This is a genomic window from Paenibacillus sp. y28, from assembly GCF_037137075.1.
Taxonomy (GTDB): domain Bacteria; phylum Bacillota; class Bacilli; order Paenibacillales; family NBRC-103111; genus JBBBNV01.
The window spans coordinates 617,390-635,602 of sequence record NZ_JBBBNV010000001.1; the positions used below are offsets into that span (position 1 = coordinate 617,390).

An 18,213-nucleotide genomic window follows, 5' to 3' on the forward strand; every position below is an offset into this window, starting at 1 on the left:
GGAGTTGGCGAAAGAAGTCAACGCTTCCCTACAGGAACACCCATTAATTGTAAGCGACTGTCCTTTTTCGTGGAGATTGTGTTACAGAAATGAAGCCGCTTCATCCAGCACGCTAATCAGCATGGAGCTAACCCGCTGCATCATCAGGGGCGATGCATAGACCTCGAACAGAGCGACCCCGGCCAGCAGAATGCCGAGCGAAGCTACTACCGAGGTATACTGGACGAGCTGCTGCATCACAGACCCGGAGCGATCCCCGGATAACAGGCGGTGCCGATACAAAAAAATAGTAAACGACATCCCCATGACGCTGGTGATAACGATGGCCGGCAGCAGCACAATATTTTGCGGGGCAACGGAAACAAGAGCGAACAGCAGCCCCTTCCACGACAGCTCGCCCGCCAAATAAGCAATCGTAAAGCCAAGCAGAACCCCCTTCAGGAAATCGAGCACCCAGATGAAGGGCAGCCCGATGACAGACAATCCGAGCAGCCAGATCAGCAGCATCCACTTCATATGCTGGCTGTATACGTCCCAAAAGGAAAGGGTATTCCCCATCGTGCCATTTTGATGAATATAGTGGAAATAGCTGCTCAAAAACCGCGACATGTCCTGCTTCTGCTCCGGCGATAAAGCTCCGACCAGGAGCGCTCCGAATACGACGCCCATCGTCAGCAGGACACAAACAAATAAAAACAGTGCCAAATGCTCCTTCACATACGTCCGTACTCCCGGGCTCATGCTCGTCCCCCCAAACCTTGTCCTCTTCTTACCCTATGTCGGGAGGACGGATAGTATGACCCCGGGATGATGGTCGTCGGGTAACCTTGCCGTACACGCCTCCGCCTCCGCCTTCGAGCGACAGCTGGCCTTGTCTGGCCAAATCTATCGAACCGGCAATGGCGGCTCCTGCAATTTCCTCCAGCTCTTCGCGGGTGGCCTGATGAAGGATGTTCATTTCGGTCCCGAATCGGCAGAGCAGCTTGTTCATCAGCTTGGGGCCGACACCGGGGATAAATTCCAGCGGAACCTGGAAAATATACGGCGGACGCTGCGCCCCGATCAGCGGCTCCTCACGGTCTGCAATATCCAGGATGCGGTCCATGACCCCCCGCACGATTCCGGTATGGCCGCATAACGGACAGCGGCGGGCATCCTGCTCCCGGCTGATCAATAGAGACTGGCAGGATGCACAATAAGTATGGTGATACTTGCCAAGCCGGGGATTCAGCCCGTAATTGGCGCTAATCCCCCGTCCCTGCTCCCCGCGGAGCGCCATCGCAATTTCATGGAACGACGGTTCAGCAAGCCGCATCCGGTTGTATTCCCGGCCAAGCTTCGGCAGCGAATGCGCATCGGAATTCGTGACAAACAGAATCGGGTCCAGCTCGGAGATGAAGCTGGCCATTGCGGTGTCCGCGCTTAGCCCCAGCTCGACCGCATCGACCAACGCAGGGTCGAACAAGTGAGCCAGCCGGGAAGAGCCGCTGCCGTAAACACTTTTGTATGGCGTAAAAATATGTGCCGGAATGAACAAGCCCCCCCGGCGTTTCACTTCCTCCTGCAGCGCGCGTCCAAGCACATACAGGCGCTGGGAGCTGAGTGTCACGTTTTTCATGTGCCTGGACATCCAACTAGAGAAATCCCGCATCGCCTGCAGGTCCGGCAAAAACGCCAAAATGTGTACGGCGCCGGCGCCCGGGTCCTTGATTTCAATCTCGCTGCCCAGCAAAACCGTTGTCCGCCCGAAGCGGATTCCGCCACCGGGCAGCTCCTGCATTTCACCTGCGGCAACATAGCGCTCCATCTCCTCCAGCACCGGCGGGGAATGGCAGTCAATGATGCCGATGACATCCAGGCCCTTATGCTGCGATGCTTCCTTGGCGATGTTATAGAACGTCAAATCGCGGCTTCCGCTGATTTTGACCGGCTGTCCGGCTTCCGTACGCCCGATGTGTACATGCAGATCAACATAAACCTCTTGAAGTGCCATCAGCCGCCGATTTGACCGGTCAGACGGTACAGCTGCCAGGCATACACCGCCATAATGGTCTTGGCATCGCTAATCCGTTGTTCCCTAATCAACTGCTGCGCCTGTTCGAGTGTAATCAGCTCGCAGGTCAGAAATTCATCCTCATCGGGACGAGCCTGGCCTTGTGTCAAATTTTCCGCCAAGTACAAATGCACAATTTCATCGGCAAAGCCCGGCGATGTATAAAAGGACGAAATGTGCTTCCACTCCCCGCCATGGTAGCCTGTTTCCTCCTCCAGCTCGCGCCGGGCCGCAGTCTCAAGCGCTTCCCCCTGATCCAGCTTGCCCGCCGGAATTTCAATCTGGCTGCGCTCCAGCGGCTTGCGGTACTGCTCCACCACAAGCATCTTGTCCTCAACTAGCGCCAGCACGGCGACAGCGCCAGGATGCTTGACAATTTCCCTTGACGCAGTTTCGCCGCTAGGCAGCTGGACTTGATCAACCTGCAGCGAAATTATTTTCCCCTTAAAAATCGGTTCCGAGCTGATTGTAATTTCCTCAAATTTATTCATGCGGCTTCCTCTTTTCTGTAATCTATGATTCTATCTTCTTCCAGCCGTTCATACGCTTGTATTATATCAGACCTTGAGCCTGGAGGGATTCTATGAAAACCGTTATGTCGCCCCGCCAATTGTGCATGTCCGGCAAAGCCAGGGATATTCGCCAGCAGCTCGCGCGCTGGTTTCTGGAAGAGCAGGCGCCTGAATTGCCGTTAAGCGCATTTCTTGACAAACGCAGCATGTTCCCTGCCGCTTCCTGCCGGAAATCAACATGCCGCAAAACAGCGGATAAATAAACCGGTTCGTCTCGTCTGCATTTTCCGGTAGTAAAAAAGGAACACGGGTCCCACTCCTCCCGTATTCCCTTATATTCAAGCACCTGAGAGCAGCTTGTACGCGATTAGCGCTTCAGCCCCGTTGTCTCCTGTACGATAGCGACGACCAGCTCCGCCGTTTTTACCAGCTCGCTAATGGGCATTTGCTCCTTCGTCGTATGAATATGCTCGTAGCCTACAGCGAGATTTACGGTCGGAACCCCCATCCCGTTGAACACGTTGGCGTCGCTGCCGCCGCCGGTATGGAACGTTTTGGAGGGACGGCCGATGCGCTCGATGGCTTTCATTGCCAGCTGCACCACTTCATCTTTTTCCGTGTACTTAAAAGCGGGATAAATAATATCGCTGTCAAAGCTGTAGCCGGCCCCGGCTTCTTGTGCGGCGAGCTGGCACGCTTCCTTCATCGCCGCGATTTGCTTCTCCAGCTTCTCCTGCACGAGGCTGCGGGCTTCCGCATGAAGCTCCACCTTGTCGCACACGATATTCGTCGCTCCGCCTCCGGCAAAGCTGCCGATATTGGCGGTCGTCTCAAAATCGATACGTCCCAGCGACATGCGGGATACGGCCTTGCTGGCCACTTGAATTGCACTGATTCCATCCTCGGGATTTACACCGGCATGAGCCGATTTGCCGCGGAAGACGATATGAATCCGGGCCTGTGTCGGGGCCGCCACCGCGATTTCGCCGACTTTGCCGTTCGAGTCCAGCGCGTAGCCAAGCTCTGCTTGCAGCAGCTTCGGGTCCAGCGATTGTGCTCCGTGAAGCCCTGCTTCCTCGCCTACAGTAATAATAAACTGCACCTGCCCGTGGGGCAGCTTGTTCTCCTGAATGACCCGAATGGCCTCCAGCATCGCAGCGATGCCAGCCTTGTCGTCGCTTCCAAGAATCGTCGTCCCGTCACTGCGGATGTAGCCGTCCGCATCAACCTGGGGCTTAATCCCTTTGCCTGGTGTTACTGTATCCATATGGGACGTGAAATAGATAGGCGGGCACTCGGCGCCGTCCGCCTTCCAGGTTACAATAAGGTTGCCTGCGCCGTGTCCGGTTTGGGCGGTTGTATCGTCCTCGACCACATCAAGGCCCAGCTCGCCAAACTTGCGTTTCAAAACGTCGCAAATCTCCCGTTCCTGCCTCGTCTCGCTGTCCACCTTCACAAGCTCGATAAATTCTTCGACCAGTCGCGATTGCTGAATCATTTCTGTTTCCTCCCAGCCACAAAATGCGATACAATAGAGCTTAGCTAGTCCTCAGCCTGCGGCTGCCATCGGCAGCGTACCAAAGGAGCGATTTCCTTGTTTCAAAAAAAAATAGTCAAAATCATGGTGTACGTCATGCTGGTTTGTATGATTTCCTCGGTAGTGTTGTACACCGCCGGCATGTTTATGCAATAACAGGCACGCCGGCCAGGCTATGCCTGCCCTCGTATCCCCAGTCCGATGCCGCGGGTTCATCCCCGGTGGCATCGGCGGGAATAATCAATCCTCTTCTGCCGCTTTCTTTCCCCGTATTTCTAGTACAGCTTCGTTTCCGGCCCGTAGCTTTCCAGGTTTTCTTTTACCCGCTGCAGGAAACTTCCGCAAATGACCCCGTCCAAAATCCGATGATCCAGCGACAGGCACAAATTAACCATGGATCGCACAGCAATCATATCCTGAATGACGACAGGCTTCTTGACGATAGATTCGAAGGTCATATTGGCCGCCTGCGGGTACACAATAATCGGATAAGATAAAATCGATCCGAAAGAACCGGTATTGTTGACGGTAAACGTGCCGCCCTGAATGTCGTTGAGTGACAGTCTTCCGGCCCGGGCTTTTTTGGTCAGCTCATCAATTTCATGCGCCAGTCCGGCGATGTTTTTTTGGTCCGCCTGCTTGATGACCGGATTTAATACCGAATCTTCGGTGCCGACGAGCAGGGAAATGTTAATGTCCCGCTTCACAATAATTTTGTCCGTGGCCCATACGGAGTTCATAATCGGATAATCCTTGATCGCATTGACGACCGCCTTCATCACAAAAGCAAGATACGTCAGATTAATGCCTTCTTTGCGGATAAACTCATCCTTCAGCTTGTTGCGCAGCAGCACCAGATTCGTAACATCAACCTCAATCATCGTCCATGCGTGCGGGATTTCCGTGGCGCTTTGGCGGGTGTTGCGGGCAATCGTGCTGCGGATTGGCGTCACATCGATAATATATTCCCCGCGGCCCGGCACTTCTTGGCCCTCCACCTCGATGCTCGGGATGCGGACGCTCTCCGACAAATGCAGCCCGGTGGTACGAACGGACACCTTCGGCCCTTCCGCGGCCTGCACCACTGCTTCCGGGATTTGTCCAGCCTGCCTGCCTGCCGCAGCTCCCTGCGGATTCGCTGTGCCAGCTGCGGCGGCGCTGCCAAGCCGGGCCGCTCCGCTCTCTACAGCCAGCAGCACATCCTTGCGTGTGATGCGGCCGCCAAGCCCGCTCCCGTTCACCTGATTCAAATCGATGCCGTGCTCGGCTGCCAGACTTTGAACCGCCGGGGAAAACCGAGCGCGCATCGGCTGGTCAGCTGTCGCCTGCACGTTCAGAACCGCGGATCTGTCTTGCCCGCCTTTTGCGGCGGCAGGAGCCACCTTTTCGAGACTTGCAGCGGCATTCCCCTCGTTCCCGCTGTCCGGGGCTGCTCCTGTTCCGGCATTTGTATTCCCGCCTGCTGCAGAACCGCTTACCGGCTCTTCGATCAAGCACATCGGCGCTCCGACATCTGCCGTTTCTCCATCTCCGACCAAAATTTTGAGCAGGCGCCCCTCAATGGGCGATGGCATCTCTACATTCACTTTATCCGTAATAAGCTCGCACAATACCTCATACTGCTCAACATCGTCACCAGGTTGCTTCATCCAGCGGCTGACAGTTGCGGAGACAAGGCTTTCCGCCAAATGTGGCACCGTGACCTCCGTAATCCGCACATTGTTCTCCGACATTCCGGTTCCTCCCAAGACGAAACGGCTCGCTCTCCCCTCAGGGCTGCGGTGCCGTTTCTTCGAAATTTAATCTAATATAAGGCCAGCTCGCGCATTGCCTGCATAATTTTGTCCGTGTTCAACAGGAAAAACTTCTCATACGACGGGCTCATGCCTACAGCCGGCACGTCCGCTCCGCAGAGTCTGCGAATCGGGGCGTCCAAATCATATAGCATTTCCTCCGCAATAATAGCGGATACCTCGGCACCAACCCCGCCGGTTTTGTTATCCTCATGAATAATAAGCACCTTGCCGGTTTTGGCTGCGGCTTCCAGGATCGCTTCCTTGTCCAGCGGCTGCAGGGAACGCAAATCCAGCACATGGCTGCTGATGCCCTCCTTCGCCAGCTCTTCTGCGGCCTGCAAAGCGTAATTGACCGTAACCCCGTACGAAATGACGGTTACGTCCGTTCCTTCCCGCTTGACGTCCGCCTTGCCGATAGGCACAACGTAATCTTCCTCCGGCACTTCGCCGGTAATGGAAAGATAACATTTTTTATGCTCAAAAAACAGCACCGGATCTGCATCTCGAATCGCCGCCTTGATGAGTCCCTTCGCGTCGTAAGCGTTGGAAGGAGCGACAATCTTCAAGCCGGGCGTGCCAAAAAACACGGACTCCGGGCACTGGGAATGGTAAATCGCGCCGCCTCCGGCTGCGCCGTATGGCACGCGGACCACAATCGGGCACGTCCAGTCGTTGTTGGAGCGGTAGCGGATTTTGGCCGCCTCGCTGATAATCTGGTTCGTTGCCGGGAAAATAAAATCCGCAAACTGCATTTCCGCAATCGGCCTCATTCCGTACATCGCTGCTCCAATGGCTACACCGGCAATGGCCGATTCCGCCAGCGGCGTATCGAGCACGCGGGCTTCCCCGAACAGGTCACGCAGGCCTTTGGTGGCGTTCAATACGCCGCCCTTTCCGACATCCTCGCCCAGAACGAATACATTGTCGTCTCGCTGCATTTCCTCCTGCATACCGGAACGGATTGCCTCCAAATAGGTAATCACCGCCATAGCCTACACCTCCTCCGAATCGTCTGCGTACACATGACGCAGCGTATGCTCCGGGTCGGGGTACGGGGCATTGTCCGCAAAAACAGTCGCTTCATGAATTTCCTGCTTCAACGCGGCCAGTAGCTCCCGATCCTGCTCTTCGCTCCAGAAGCCGCGCTCCATCATATAGGCCTTCAGCTTCGGTATTCCGTCCAAACTCCGGTGATGATCCACTTCTTCCTTCGAGCGGTAGACCAAATCGTTATCGGACGTGGAGTGCGGGGACACCCGGTACATCATGGCCTCAATCAATGTCGGCCCTTCCCCCCGCATCGCCCGTTCATGGGCTTCCTTCACCACGCGGTATACCTCAAACACATCGTTGCCGTCCACACGGACGCCAGGGAATCCATAGCCAATCGCCCGATCCGCGATTCTCGCTTCGCCAATCTGCTTGCTAACCGGAACCGAAATCGCATACTGGTTATTCTGGCAAAAGAAAATAACCGGCAGCTTATGAACACCGGCAAAGTTGCAGCCCTCATGGAAATCCCCCTGATTGCTGGAGCCTTCGCCAAAATCAACATAGGTGACAAAAGGGTCCCCTTTCATCTTCGATGCCAGCGCAAAGCCGACAGCGTGCGGAACCTGTGTAGTAACCGGACTTGAACCGGTAACAATATTTAAACGGCGGTGGCTGAAATGCCCCGGCATTTGCCGTCCCGCGCTGTTCGGGTCATCCGCCTTGGCGAATACGGACAGCATCAGTTCCTTCGCCGTCATGCCGACCGACAGTACAAATGCATAATCCCGATAATAAGGGCAGTAATAATCTTTTTCCCGGTTCATTGCAAAAGCGGCTGCTACCTGTGCCGTTTCCTGCCCGATGCCGGAGACGTGAAACGCAATCTTCCCTGCGCGCTGCAGCACAAAGCTGCGCTCGTCGAATTGACGCGCAAGCTGCATCTTGGAATACATCTCAAGCACCTGTTCTTCAGTCAAGCCGAGCTGCTGATGCACCGAAAGTTGGCCGATGGACATAAACAGTCCTCCTTTTTTTATACAGGATGCGCAATGCGCATACACCCCGTATTCCTTTGCACCCCATAACAAAATTATTACCTGGTACTAAGACTTAACATTATGATCCTATTATAAATCGTTTTGCCCCTGAACACAATTCGGAAAGCCGCAGCGAAGCCTTTTTTTAGGTTTCCTCTGCGGCTGCCCATATAGCATACGATGTTCTTGTTTTGTGAAGCTACTTTTGTGAAGCTACATCCCCATGGCTTGGCCGTCAACCGCAAGCATCGCCTCTGCCAAAATTTCAGAGAGCGCCGGATGAGGATGAACGGTGTGGGCTACCTCCCAAGGGGTCGCGTTCAGCACCTGCGCAAGCGCCGCCTCGGAAATATAATCCGTCACATGCGGCCCAATCATATGCACGCCAAGCAAATCCCCGGACGCGCGATCCGCAACAACCTTCACGAAGCCGTCGGTTTCCCCGTACACGAGCGCTTTTCCGATATAACGGAAGCTGAATTTCCCGACCTTCACATCAAAGCCCTTCTCGCGGGCTTCCGCTTCCGTCCAGCCGACGGAGGCGATTTCCGGACGGGTATAAATGCAGCGCGGCACAAGATGGCTTTTCATCGGCTCTGGCTTAAGCCCCGCCATATGCTCGACGGCCAGAATGCCTTCATGGCTTGCCACATGCGCCAGCTGCAGTCCGCCAATCACATCTCCGACCGCATAAATATGCGACTCGGAGGTTTGATAATTCGCATTTACCTTTACAAAGCCGCGTTCGACTTTAATATCCGTGCTTTCCACACCGATGTTTTTGAGATTCGCCTCACGGCCGACAGACAACAGCAGCTTCTCTGCTGCCAGCTCGACCTGCGTCCCCTTATGCTCCACGACCGCACGTACGCCTGCCGCTCCTGCTTGTACGGATTCCGTCTGTAATCTGGCTCCGGTCAACACGCGGATTCCGCGCTTTTTGAACAAGGCTTCCAGCTCGCGGGATACATCGGCATCCTCCGTAGGAACAAGGCGGCCTTCATTTTCGATCACTGTCACCTCCACGCCGAAATCATTCAGCATGGATGCCCATTCCACCCCGATTACGCCGCCGCCCACAATCAGAATGGAGCGCGGAAGCTCGTCCAGCTGCAAGGCGTCATCACTGGTCAAAATAAACGTTCCATCCGCTTCAAGGCCCGGCAGAACCCGGGGACGGGAGCCGGTTGCCACAAGCAGGAACTTCGGAACGATGGTCTCCAGCTCGCCGTCGGCAAACTCCACCGCCACCGAACCGCTCCGCGGCGAAAAAATAGACGGTCCGATAATCCGCCCGTAGCCGTGAACGACATCAATTTTATTTTTGCGCATCAGCGCCTGAACGCCAAGATGCAGTTGATCCACGATTTTCGTTTTCCGGTCCTGGACACGGCCGAAATCAAGTCCCAGCCCGCCTGTAGTAATGCCGTAAGCCTCGCTGTCCTTCATTTGCGAGAATAGCTCCGCACTGCGCAGCAGGGATTTGCTCGGGATACAGCCGCGATGGAGGCAGGTTCCGCCCAGCTTATCCTTCTCCACAAGCGCTACCGTCATGCCAAGCTGCGCGGCGCGAATGGCGGCCATATAACCGCCCATGCCTCCGCCCAAAATGGCCAAATCAACCGTTTTACTCATCTATTCTTCGTTCCTTTCGCTTCAAATAATCATCGCTGCTCAGCACGCATCGTTTTCTCCTCATTGTACTTTGTTTTCCTTGTGAAAAATAGCCTTTTTTCCGAATTGCCTGTATGATAAGAAAAGATCATTCATTTGTGAAAGGACGTTCGCAGCAGCATGTATTTAAAACTTCAGCGGTTTATCGCCATTCTGATTCTCGTGATTCCCGGTATTGTGGCAACCTACGGTTTTTTAGGGATGAAGGACGCCATTTTCTCCCTGGTTGGCGGCGCCGGAATGCTGTGGGGGAAATTTATCATCGGCTTTATTTTATTCGTCATCGGCGTCGCCTTTATCGGAGGCTGGATTTTTTTCCGCGACCGCAAAAACAATTATGTCGCCCCCCGCTTCCGGGACAAGTCCAAACGCCGCCGCCGTCCGCAAAGCTAAACGGAATCGGAGGATGTATGGCTCTGATTGACCCTATTTGAATCCAAGCTAAGCCTTTGACGGAAGAGGTCAAGGCGGCCGAAATATGTCTGGATACGGTCCAATGCAGCCCCTGATTTCACCGTCCATGGATGCTTGCTGTTTCCGTTCTTTCCCAAGCCATCTGGAAAAATCGTACGTTCTCCTGAGCGCATTACATTCCCGGTATCCATCCATACTATCCGATGTAGTTGTCCTACTACCATCATCGTAAGGAGGAACCGACATGTCGAAGCAGCAGGGCCATGCCGTCAAGAACACCAAAACCCGCACCTCGGACCGCAGCGGCAAAAGCGGAAACAACCACTAACCATCGGAGGCGGGACGAATGACCAAGGACTTGACGAGCAATTATGATTGTGCCAGCGCCGGAGATGATTTGCATGAGCTGAAGCAGCAGCTTGCATCACTGGAGCAGCGGGAGGACAGGAGTGCGGAGCTGGAGAACGAACGCAACCGGCTTCGAAATCAAATTTCGTTCATTATGAACAAATGCGACATTCGGTAGCCATCCCGACAGCCATAGCTTGAAAAATCGGACATCCTCCTTGGACGAACAAAACGTCGGGGGGATGTTTTTTTATAGATGAACAGCCCCTACCCTCACAACAAGCAGTCTCTAGAAAAAGACAGCAATGCCATCACCAGTTCCACTTTGTACCAAAAGATCCATAAAATTATATCTAAAAATGTGAACTTTGTAACATTTTGCTATATTTTCATTGTGCAAACATTTTCTCCGTGATAGCATGGGAAAGCATTCCAATTCATACTTCAGGAGGAAATTGTTTTATGTTTTTACGAATCACTGCAATTTTACTTAGTTTAGCCATAATGATGCAGGGGCAAGCGCTGGCTGCAGCACCGGCTCAAACGTACAACTGGATCAAAGGAGGCAAATCCGTTAAGCTGGGCAATATCGCCACACTGGATTTGGGACCCGACTTTCTTTTCTTAAATGATACGGATACGAAAAAAATGCTCAAGGAGACGAACAACTCGGTTTACGGCAATGAGCTTGGCAGCGTCTATCCCGCCGATGAGAACCAGGATTGGGTCGTTTACTTCGAATATGACGATTCCGGGCATATCAAGGACGCGGAGAAGGAAAAAATCGACGCCAAGGCCATCCTCAAAAGCTATAAGGAAGGTACGGAGGAGCATAACAAGACGCTTTCCGAAGCGGATCAAATCCACGTGGTCGGCTGGGACGTTGAGCCGTTCTATGACAGCCAGACCCATAACCTGTCCTGGTCCATGCTCGCCGAATATTCCGACAAGACCAAGCTGATTAACTATAATGTGCGTCTCTTGACACGGACCGGCTACGTCTCGGTTATCCTGGCTTCCGATCCGGATCATCTGAACGAGGACAAGCAAATTCTCATTTCCAAAATTTTGCCGAAATTCGCGCCTGTCGAAGGCCAGCGTTATCAGGACTATGATGCAAGCAAGGACAAAACCTCGGAGTACGGTCTCTCCGCTCTCATTTTGGGCGGCGCAGGACTGGCCGTCGCCAAAAAAGCCGGCCTGCTCGCATTGGCGGCGGTCTTCCTCAAAAAAGGCTGGATCGTCATCCTCGCCCTGATTGGCATCATTTTCGGCGGAGTGAAGCGTCTGATGGGACGCAAAAACAAAGCTGCGCCGCAGCAAACCCCGGCAGAACCGCCGCAGGACCCGCAGCAGCCGTCGGTTTGACCTGATTCGAACAGGACGATTCAGAAAAAGCTCTGAACCAACGGACACCCTCTTAAACTAGACGGTGTCCGTTATTTTTCTATAATCGACCCAGACGCACCTGCTTGTCTATGACAATCTGCACATATGAGCCGACACCGCATAGGCAGCAAAGCCGCAGCAGCATGACCCGGGCTTGTCCGTATAGCTTCAGGCCGGTTATTCGACCCAATGACGATTACTGTTCCTCACTGACTGCAACCCGCTTCTGAATCGTCTCGAAATGAACCGGAGTATAGTCCCATGGCTCGACACTTACATTCACGTATTGATTCCCGGCGTAATGCTGCCCATGAATGTGGCCATGAATATTCACATAGGGCATATGTTTGTTCATATATAAAGGCTCGTGAGAGAGCAAATAAAACCCGCTGTAAATCAGCGGATACTCGCTCACCTCGTCAAATCCGGCCTCCAGCCACCACGTCCGGGAACGGCCGCGGTCATGGTTGCCCATAATGAGATGCTTATACCCGTTCAATCGGATCACAATCGCCTTCGTCTTCTCCAGATTCAAGAACGAAAAATCCCCCAAATGAAAAACCTTGTCCTCCGGGCCTACTACGGCGTTCCATTTCGCGATCATTGCCTCCGTCATTTGCTCTACATCGGCAAACGGCCTGGATTCAAAGTCAATGATGTGCTTATGACCGAAATGATGATCCGAAATCACATAAACATTTTGCATGCTGCCCGCTCCTTTGTCCATGAAACCATGATGATTCCCGCTCCCCTACTGGCTAGCTGGTCCGAAAGCGCCCGACTTTACCTTGCCTGGAAAACATCCAGCGCTCTCCGTAACGCGCTTCAATCAGAAGACTTGCGGCACTACAGCCGAAGCAGCGCTCTCCGCTCGGCCTGCGGCTTGCAGATGTCACAAACTCCGATTACACGGCCACCCTCATTGGCGTAAAAAGATAACCGTTTCGCTTTCTTTTTACAAAAAGAGCAGCGATTTACTCCGGCCTGTCCGGATACCTTGCGACGGGCCTTCAGCTGAACCACCTTGCCTGTCGCAGCCTGTCGGTTCTGGATTCTCCGGCGGAACCAAACCGCAAGGAAGACAACTGCCAGCACTGCCGCCGCCGTAATCAACAGCTTCATGAGCCCACCTTCCTTTCCCTTGCATGTTCATCCAGCTTTTTTTGCTTGCTCCAAGCACGGTTAGCGACCATTATGCGGCGCCGCACTGCGCGACAAACGAACACTTACTGCGCTTGTAGCAGGACTCATTCTGACAACCTCCGAACCGCATGCTTATATTTGCTCAACCGCTCATAGTCCTGTTCCGTCGGATTAGGTATACGGTCCAAATTCATATTATCCTCCAGATCCAACCGCTTGACGGCTGCCGCAAGCTTGTTTGGCCGAATTCTTTGCAGGAATGCTTCGTAAGCTTCTTCGGGCCTTCGGGTAAGACAGTCCAGTGCCGCAATAATGTGCTCATGAAAGCCTGCTTGACGCAGCTCCTCCAGTGAACAGTCCGAATCTTCCACCACATCGTGCAGTACCGCCACAATCCGCGTGTCAGTGTCGCCAGCCTGAAGCATGACCCGCAAAGGATGCAAAATATAGGGCTGACCGCCTTTGTCCAGCTGGCCTTCATGGGATTTCGCCGCAATCATAATCGCCTCGGTTAAAGTAGACATCGTTTACACACCATCCTCCCCAAACAAAGCTTTGCCGGCTCATGCCCTGTTGACGGGCTTACAGCTTGTTCTTCATGGTTCCCTAGCTGCTGCACTTCGGGTAATACTTGAATTTTACCATAGCGATGGCAGCGTGAACCAATTTTTTTCCAAATTCATAATAGCGGGGCCGCCTGATACAACAAACACCCCTCCGGCATAGGCCGTCCGGGTAAACCAATACAAAAAAACCTCAATCTCCATTGAAGAAAATTGAGGTCTTTTTCTTAAGTTCATTCGCCGCATTAATGAGCGAAAAAGTTTATCAATAAAAAATATGATAATCCGCTTGTTTTTAAGCAAGCTAACTTATTCGGTTTAACAACGGCATTTGTCATTTACCAGATCACCAATCGTTTACATTGGCTGGAGACCGCTCTCAACCCGAAATCCTTGCTGCACCTTTACTATTCCCTTCCTCAGCTAACCTTATGCTCGATCCGCAGCTTATCCGCCACCATCGCGATGAACTCGCTATTGGTCGGCTTCGCTTTGCTGATGTTTACGGTATATCCAAACAGGTGGGAGATAGAATCAATATTGCCGCGGGTCCATGCAACTTCAATGGCGTGGCGGATGGCTCGTTCCACCCGGGATGGGGTTGTTTTGTATTTAGTGGCGATAGCGGGATATAGCGTTTTCGTAATGGCGCCTAGAATTTCGATGTTGTTATAGACCATCGTAATCGCTTCTCGCAAATATTGATAGCCCTTAATATGAGCCGGAACACCAATCTCATGAATAATACTGGTAATGTTCGCATCCAAATTTTTACCTTTGGTCATCGGAATGACATTGGGCTTGCTCATTGGAATCGAAGAGGTTAGCACCTGATTGGACACCAGTTGACGAATTCGGTTCGTCAGCGCTTCCATATCAAACGGCTTCAGGATGTAATACGCGGCGCCAAGCTGAACTGCTTTTTGCGTAATGTTCTCTTGACCGAAGGCGGTTAACATAATAATTTTGGGCTGAGGCGTCAGATTCATTTCTCTCAGCTTCTCAAGAACACCGAGTCCGTCCAGATGAGGCATAATAATATCCAGGATAAGCACGTCCGGAACTTTACGGCTTTCTTCTATAAAGCGAAGCACTTCATTACCGTTATACGCAACACCTGTGACTGTCATATCATCCTGTTCCGAAATATATTCGGACAACAGGTTTGTAAATTCCCGGTTATCATCTGCTAACAGCACTTCGATTTTTTGCAACGTAAATCCTCCTTATTAAACCAAATATTGGATTGGTGTTTGTCTACATAGCAATTCGACATCTGTATTGGATTTCCTTCTGTCGAAAATTATTTTTCTTTATTTTTTTTTCGAGATACGATATAATTGATAATTTGTTACAAAATAAACAGGGTTTCAGCAAAATTCTACATGTCATCGGAGACGATTTCGACATCCTTTCATCCGAAAGAAAGCTTCCTACATCAAATGCTGCAGCGAAGCTTTGAGCTGCTATTGCCGCCTTGTTCGTCAGTTTAGCTTAAGAAAAATGAATTGGAATATAGAAAATACCCCCTTCTAAAAAGGGAGTATTCTGCAACTCATGATGCTTGCTCGATTTGTTCTCCACCGTTCTGCCGAAGTACAATTCCTGCATCCTGCAGCATCCACTCAATAAAACAGCCGTAGCCGCTGGTCGGGTCATTTACAAAAACATGTGTTACCGCCCCAATGAGCTTGCCATTTTGAATAATGGGACTGCCGCTCATGCCTTGTACGATACCGCCGGTTTTCTCCAGCAGCTTCGGATCCGTTACTTTAATAACCATTCCTTTGGTTGCCGGATACTGCTGCTTGTTTACCTTCACAACCTCGATAGAAAATTGCTCCACCTTTTGACCATTGACTACCGTATAAATTTGGGCCGGGCCTTCCTGTACCTCTTCCGCAAAAGCGATTCGGACCGGCGTCTTGGTTAAGCTATGATCAGGGGGATTGAATAATTTACCGAAAATGCCGAACGGCGTATTACGTTCAATGCTTCCCAACACCTTGCTTTCGTTGAAAAACTGTGCCCGCTTCTCGCCAGGCTCACCGTTTTGACTTTTGGCGATGGAAGTCACATTAGAATGCACAATTTCACCACTGCCAACAACGATCGGTGTTTGAGTGTCCATATCGGTAATAATATGTCCAAGCGCCCCGTAAACGCCCTGATCCGGGACATAAAACGTCAATGTGCCTACACCTGCTGCAGAATCACGAATGTACAAACCGAGCCGGTATGATTTATCGGCCTCGTCAAAAACAGGGCTTATCGGCAGCATGATTTGTTCATTGCCGCGCTGAATCGTAAGCTCAAGCGATTGCTTCTTTTCCCCGGCCTCATTGACATATACGGCTACCTTGCTTACATCAGAGACCGGCTCACCGTTAATTTTGACGATGAGGTCCCCGAGTTGAATCTTGGCGTCTTCACCGGGAGATGCTTTTTTCTGATTTCTCAGTTCAACCAAATGATGTCCGACAACCATAACTCCGGCAGATTTCATTTTGACGCCAATGGTTTGCCCTCCGGGAATGACCTTCAAGTCTGGAATGACACTGACCTTTACCGTTTTAAACGGAATTTTGCCGAATAGCTTCAACTGCATTTGTGCCTCTCCGGCATGAGAGGATTGCAATGAAATGGGCTTTTCCAAATCGACGCGGAATGATTGACGACTTGCGCCGTTCACCTTTACGATATCCGGATTCGTGACTGTAAGCTGTGCATGAACCGGAACATCGAGTCGAAGCTGTTTATCCTGCCCTGCGAACAAGCGCAGCTCACTAGGAAAGGATGCGAAATTTTGAAAAGGCGTGGAGAAGCTGATGATACAAACGAAGAGGACGAGCAGTAAGCCTAGAAGTCTTTTCTTATGGCCTGCTTCCATTTGAGTCACGCTCCCTTTTCAGCTTAGCCTGACAATGTTTTCTCGCAAGCTGGTACCTTTAAATTAACCGCACCCCATTTGTTTTATTACTGTAAAAGCGCTCCTAAGCGCAAATATTTTTGCTTTTCATGCATGATCGCTTCCATGCTTTCCAATGCTTCAGCTTGCGGCCAATTCCTGCTTTTTTTGCGATGCCAGCTGCAGCATTTCTTCCGCATGATGAAGTGTCGTCGACGTAACCTCTACCCCGCCGAGCATTCGCGCAAGCTCTTCTACGCGTACCGTTTCCTGCAAATGCTCCACGCGAGTAAAGGTCCGCTCCCCGTCAACCGCCTTGCGTATTTCAAAATGAACATCGGCCATACACGCAACCTGAGGCAAATGGGTGATGGAGAATACCTGCACATGACGGGACAAATGGGAGAGCTTCACTGCAATGGCCTGTGCAGCCCGGCCGCTTACGCCTGTATCCACCTCATCAAAGACAAGGACCGGTATACGGTCAATCCGCGCAAATATCGATTTCATCCCCAGCATAATCCGCGACAGTTCACCGCCGGATGCAATCTTATGCAGCGGACGCAGCGGCTCGCCCGGGTTCGGAGAAATAAGAAATTCAACCTGATCCAGGCCATCCCGGGTGAATTTGTCTCCGGTCGATTCCATTTGCACGTAGAAACGGGTCCGCTCCATGTGCAGCCCTTTCAGCTCCTGCTCAATAAGCTGTGCCAATTGGTCCGCCGCGGCTCGTCTGAGCTGCGAAAGCTGCCCGCCCAGATCCTTCAAAAGCAGCTGCTGACGTTCAGCCTCCGCCTGCATTTCGCGAAGCGTTTCATCGCTGTTTTCAATTAAAGATAATTCATTCTCAATCTTATGTAAGTAGTCCAGCATATCCTGTACCGAATCCCCGTACTTGCGGCGCAGACCGGAGATTAAATCTAAGCGCCGCTCAATAAATTCGAGCCGGCCTGGATTAAATTCAATGCTGTCCCGATAGTCCCGAAGCTGGAACGCGGCATCCTCGAGCTGATAATAGGCCGACTGCATTTGTTCCAACAAAGGCTGAAGTGCATTCTTATCGTGAGCCGTAATCTCCTCGATTTTGGCTATCGCTTTCGCAATGGCGCTGATCCCTTTGGAATTGCCGTACAGCTGCTCATAGGCATCCGCACTATTTTGGAACATTTTTTCGGCATTTCCTAGCTTGCGCTTTTCTTCCAAAAGTAATTCATCTTCACCCGCTTTTAATTCGGCATTTTTCAGCTCTTCGATCTGAAAGCGGTACAAATCCGCCATTTGCAGCGCTTGCTTGCTTTTGTCTTCCAGCGCTCTCATCTCGCGGCGAAGCGCCATAAACCGGTCATATGCCGCTTGATACCTGGCTTTAACAGCGCTAATGCTGCCTTCACCAAAAGCATCGAGCCACTGCAAATGACGATCCACCTTAAGCAGAGACTGATGCTCATGCTGGCCATGAATATTAACCAGGCACTCCCCGACATCCCGCAAGGAAGCCAGATTCACCAGCTGCCCGTTAATGCGGCTGGTGCTTTTTCCCTGGGCGGTGATCTCCCGGCGAATAATAATAATTCCATCCTCGCATACGAACCCGAGCTTCTCCATCACCGCCCATACCGGGTGTTCCTTGGGGAGCTCGAACATCGCTTCCATTTCCGCTTTCTCGCAGCCGTACCGCACCAGCTCCGCAGAGCCGCGAGCACCGGCGATTAAGCTTAGCGCATCAATGATAATCGATTTCCCGGCGCCGGTCTCTCCGGTCAATACATGGAACCCTTTATTGCAGTGGAGCTGCGTGTTTTCTACAACCGCTAAATTCCGAATCGTCAGTTCTGCTAGCATCGCT

At 52.1% G+C, this 18,213-nt stretch carries 19 protein-coding genes; 5 read left to right on the plus strand and 14 right to left on the minus strand.

Annotation, left to right across the window (positions count from 1 at the left end; translation table 11 throughout):
• Nucleotides 1-81 precede the first annotated feature (81 nt).
• Genes spoIIM through WBG83_RS02855 form a run of 3 tightly spaced genes read right to left on the minus strand, consistent with a single transcriptional unit; the run spans nucleotide 82 to nucleotide 2,544 of the window.
• Nucleotides 82-741, minus strand: a complete 660-nt coding sequence (spoIIM, locus tag WBG83_RS02845; protein WP_336742483.1) for a stage II sporulation protein M — start codon at nucleotides 739-741, stop codon at nucleotides 82-84.
• A 28-nt stretch (nucleotides 742-769) separates the two neighbouring features.
• A complete protein-coding gene (locus WBG83_RS02850) occupies nucleotides 770-1,993 on the minus strand; it encodes an endonuclease Q family protein (RefSeq protein ID WP_336742484.1) in 1,224 nt (407 codons plus the stop codon).
• Entirely contained in the window at nucleotides 1,993-2,544 is a 552-nt protein-coding gene (locus WBG83_RS02855) for an NUDIX hydrolase (RefSeq protein ID WP_336742485.1), read from the minus strand. The genes WBG83_RS02850 and WBG83_RS02855 overlap by 1 nt, the downstream gene beginning before the upstream one ends.
• A 92-nt stretch (nucleotides 2,545-2,636) precedes the next feature.
• Here WBG83_RS02855 and WBG83_RS02860 point away from each other — a divergent pair, with 92 nt between their 5' ends.
• Nucleotides 2,637-2,828 (plus strand): hypothetical protein, encoded by a 192-nt coding sequence (locus WBG83_RS02860; RefSeq protein WP_336742486.1) that lies wholly within the window; start codon nucleotides 2,637-2,639, stop codon nucleotides 2,826-2,828.
• A 104-nt stretch (nucleotides 2,829-2,932) separates the two neighbouring features.
• Here WBG83_RS02860 and WBG83_RS02865 read toward each other — a convergent pair whose 3' ends face one another.
• On the minus strand, nucleotides 2,933-4,063 hold the full coding sequence (locus WBG83_RS02865; RefSeq protein WP_336742488.1) for a M20/M25/M40 family metallo-hydrolase: 1,131 nt from the start codon (nucleotides 4,061-4,063) through the stop codon (nucleotides 2,933-2,935).
• Between the two features lie 96 nt (nucleotides 4,064-4,159).
• Between WBG83_RS02865 and prli42 the strand changes: the two genes are divergently transcribed.
• The gene (prli42, locus tag WBG83_RS22560; RefSeq protein WP_442955775.1) at nucleotides 4,160-4,258 is read left to right on the plus strand and encodes a stressosome-associated protein Prli42; all 99 of its coding nucleotides are present in this window, start codon (nucleotides 4,160-4,162) and stop codon (nucleotides 4,256-4,258) included.
• 119 nt (nucleotides 4,259-4,377) lie between these two features.
• Here the strand turns inward: prli42 and WBG83_RS02870 are convergent, their stop codons facing one another.
• The 4 genes from WBG83_RS02870 to lpdA all read right to left on the minus strand — a co-directional run bounded on the left by WBG83_RS02870 (nucleotide 4,378) and on the right by lpdA (nucleotide 9,563).
• On the minus strand, nucleotides 4,378-5,835 hold the full coding sequence (locus WBG83_RS02870) for a dihydrolipoamide acetyltransferase family protein (RefSeq protein ID WP_336742489.1): 1,458 nt from the start codon (nucleotides 5,833-5,835) through the stop codon (nucleotides 4,378-4,380).
• Between the two features lie 71 nt (nucleotides 5,836-5,906).
• Nucleotides 5,907-6,887 carry an alpha-ketoacid dehydrogenase subunit beta gene (locus tag WBG83_RS02875; protein WP_336742490.1) on the minus strand — a complete coding sequence of 327 codons (981 nt, stop codon included), beginning with the start codon at nucleotides 6,885-6,887 and terminating at the stop codon, nucleotides 5,907-5,909.
• Nucleotides 6,888-6,890: 3 nt separating this feature from the next.
• Nucleotides 6,891-7,907 (minus strand): thiamine pyrophosphate-dependent dehydrogenase E1 component subunit alpha, encoded by a 1,017-nt coding sequence (locus WBG83_RS02880; RefSeq protein WP_336742492.1) that lies wholly within the window; start codon nucleotides 7,905-7,907, stop codon nucleotides 6,891-6,893.
• Nucleotides 7,908-8,141: 234 nt separating this feature from the next.
• The gene (lpdA, locus tag WBG83_RS02885) at nucleotides 8,142-9,563 is read right to left on the minus strand and encodes a dihydrolipoyl dehydrogenase (RefSeq protein ID WP_336742494.1); all 1,422 of its coding nucleotides are present in this window, start codon (nucleotides 9,561-9,563) and stop codon (nucleotides 8,142-8,144) included.
• A gap of 159 nt (nucleotides 9,564-9,722) precedes the next feature.
• Between lpdA and WBG83_RS02890 the strand changes: the two genes are divergently transcribed.
• The 3 genes from WBG83_RS02890 (at nucleotide 9,723) to WBG83_RS02900 (ending at nucleotide 11,732) form a co-directional block, all read left to right on the plus strand.
• The gene (locus WBG83_RS02890) at nucleotides 9,723-9,995 is read left to right on the plus strand and encodes a DUF2627 domain-containing protein (RefSeq protein WP_336742495.1); all 273 of its coding nucleotides are present in this window, start codon (nucleotides 9,723-9,725) and stop codon (nucleotides 9,993-9,995) included.
• 367 nt (nucleotides 9,996-10,362) lie between these two features.
• Nucleotides 10,363-10,542: a DUF2524 domain-containing protein gene (locus tag WBG83_RS02895; protein WP_336742496.1), complete on the plus strand. Its 180-nt coding sequence runs from the start codon at nucleotides 10,363-10,365 to the stop codon at nucleotides 10,540-10,542.
• Nucleotides 10,543-10,826: 284 nt separating this feature from the next.
• On the plus strand, nucleotides 10,827-11,732 hold the full coding sequence (locus tag WBG83_RS02900) for a DUF2167 domain-containing protein (protein ID WP_336742497.1): 906 nt from the start codon (nucleotides 10,827-10,829) through the stop codon (nucleotides 11,730-11,732).
• Nucleotides 11,733-11,949: 217 nt separating this feature from the next.
• Here WBG83_RS02900 and WBG83_RS02905 read toward each other — a convergent pair whose 3' ends face one another.
• The 6 genes from WBG83_RS02905 to recN all read right to left on the minus strand — a co-directional run bounded on the left by WBG83_RS02905 (nucleotide 11,950) and on the right by recN (nucleotide 18,209).
• Nucleotides 11,950-12,459: a phosphoesterase gene (locus WBG83_RS02905; protein ID WP_336742498.1), complete on the minus strand. Its 510-nt coding sequence runs from the start codon at nucleotides 12,457-12,459 to the stop codon at nucleotides 11,950-11,952.
• A gap of 140 nt (nucleotides 12,460-12,599) precedes the next feature.
• Nucleotides 12,600-12,875 carry a hypothetical protein gene (locus WBG83_RS02910; RefSeq protein WP_336742499.1) on the minus strand — a complete coding sequence of 92 codons (276 nt, stop codon included), beginning with the start codon at nucleotides 12,873-12,875 and terminating at the stop codon, nucleotides 12,600-12,602.
• A gap of 125 nt (nucleotides 12,876-13,000) precedes the next feature.
• Complete coding sequence (locus WBG83_RS02915; RefSeq protein WP_336742500.1) at nucleotides 13,001-13,420, minus strand: HD domain-containing protein; 420 nt, start codon at nucleotides 13,418-13,420, stop codon at nucleotides 13,001-13,003.
• A 458-nt stretch (nucleotides 13,421-13,878) separates the two neighbouring features.
• Nucleotides 13,879-14,673: a sporulation transcription factor Spo0A gene (spo0A, locus tag WBG83_RS02920; protein ID WP_336742501.1), complete on the minus strand. Its 795-nt coding sequence runs from the start codon at nucleotides 14,671-14,673 to the stop codon at nucleotides 13,879-13,881.
• Between the two features lie 341 nt (nucleotides 14,674-15,014).
• Nucleotides 15,015-16,349 carry a SpoIVB peptidase gene (spoIVB, locus tag WBG83_RS02925; RefSeq protein WP_336742502.1) on the minus strand — a complete coding sequence of 445 codons (1,335 nt, stop codon included), beginning with the start codon at nucleotides 16,347-16,349 and terminating at the stop codon, nucleotides 15,015-15,017.
• 159 nt (nucleotides 16,350-16,508) lie between these two features.
• Nucleotides 16,509-18,209 (minus strand): DNA repair protein RecN, encoded by a 1,701-nt coding sequence (gene recN, locus WBG83_RS02930; RefSeq protein ID WP_336742503.1) that lies wholly within the window; start codon nucleotides 18,207-18,209, stop codon nucleotides 16,509-16,511.
• Nucleotides 18,210-18,213: the final 4 nt, after the last annotated feature.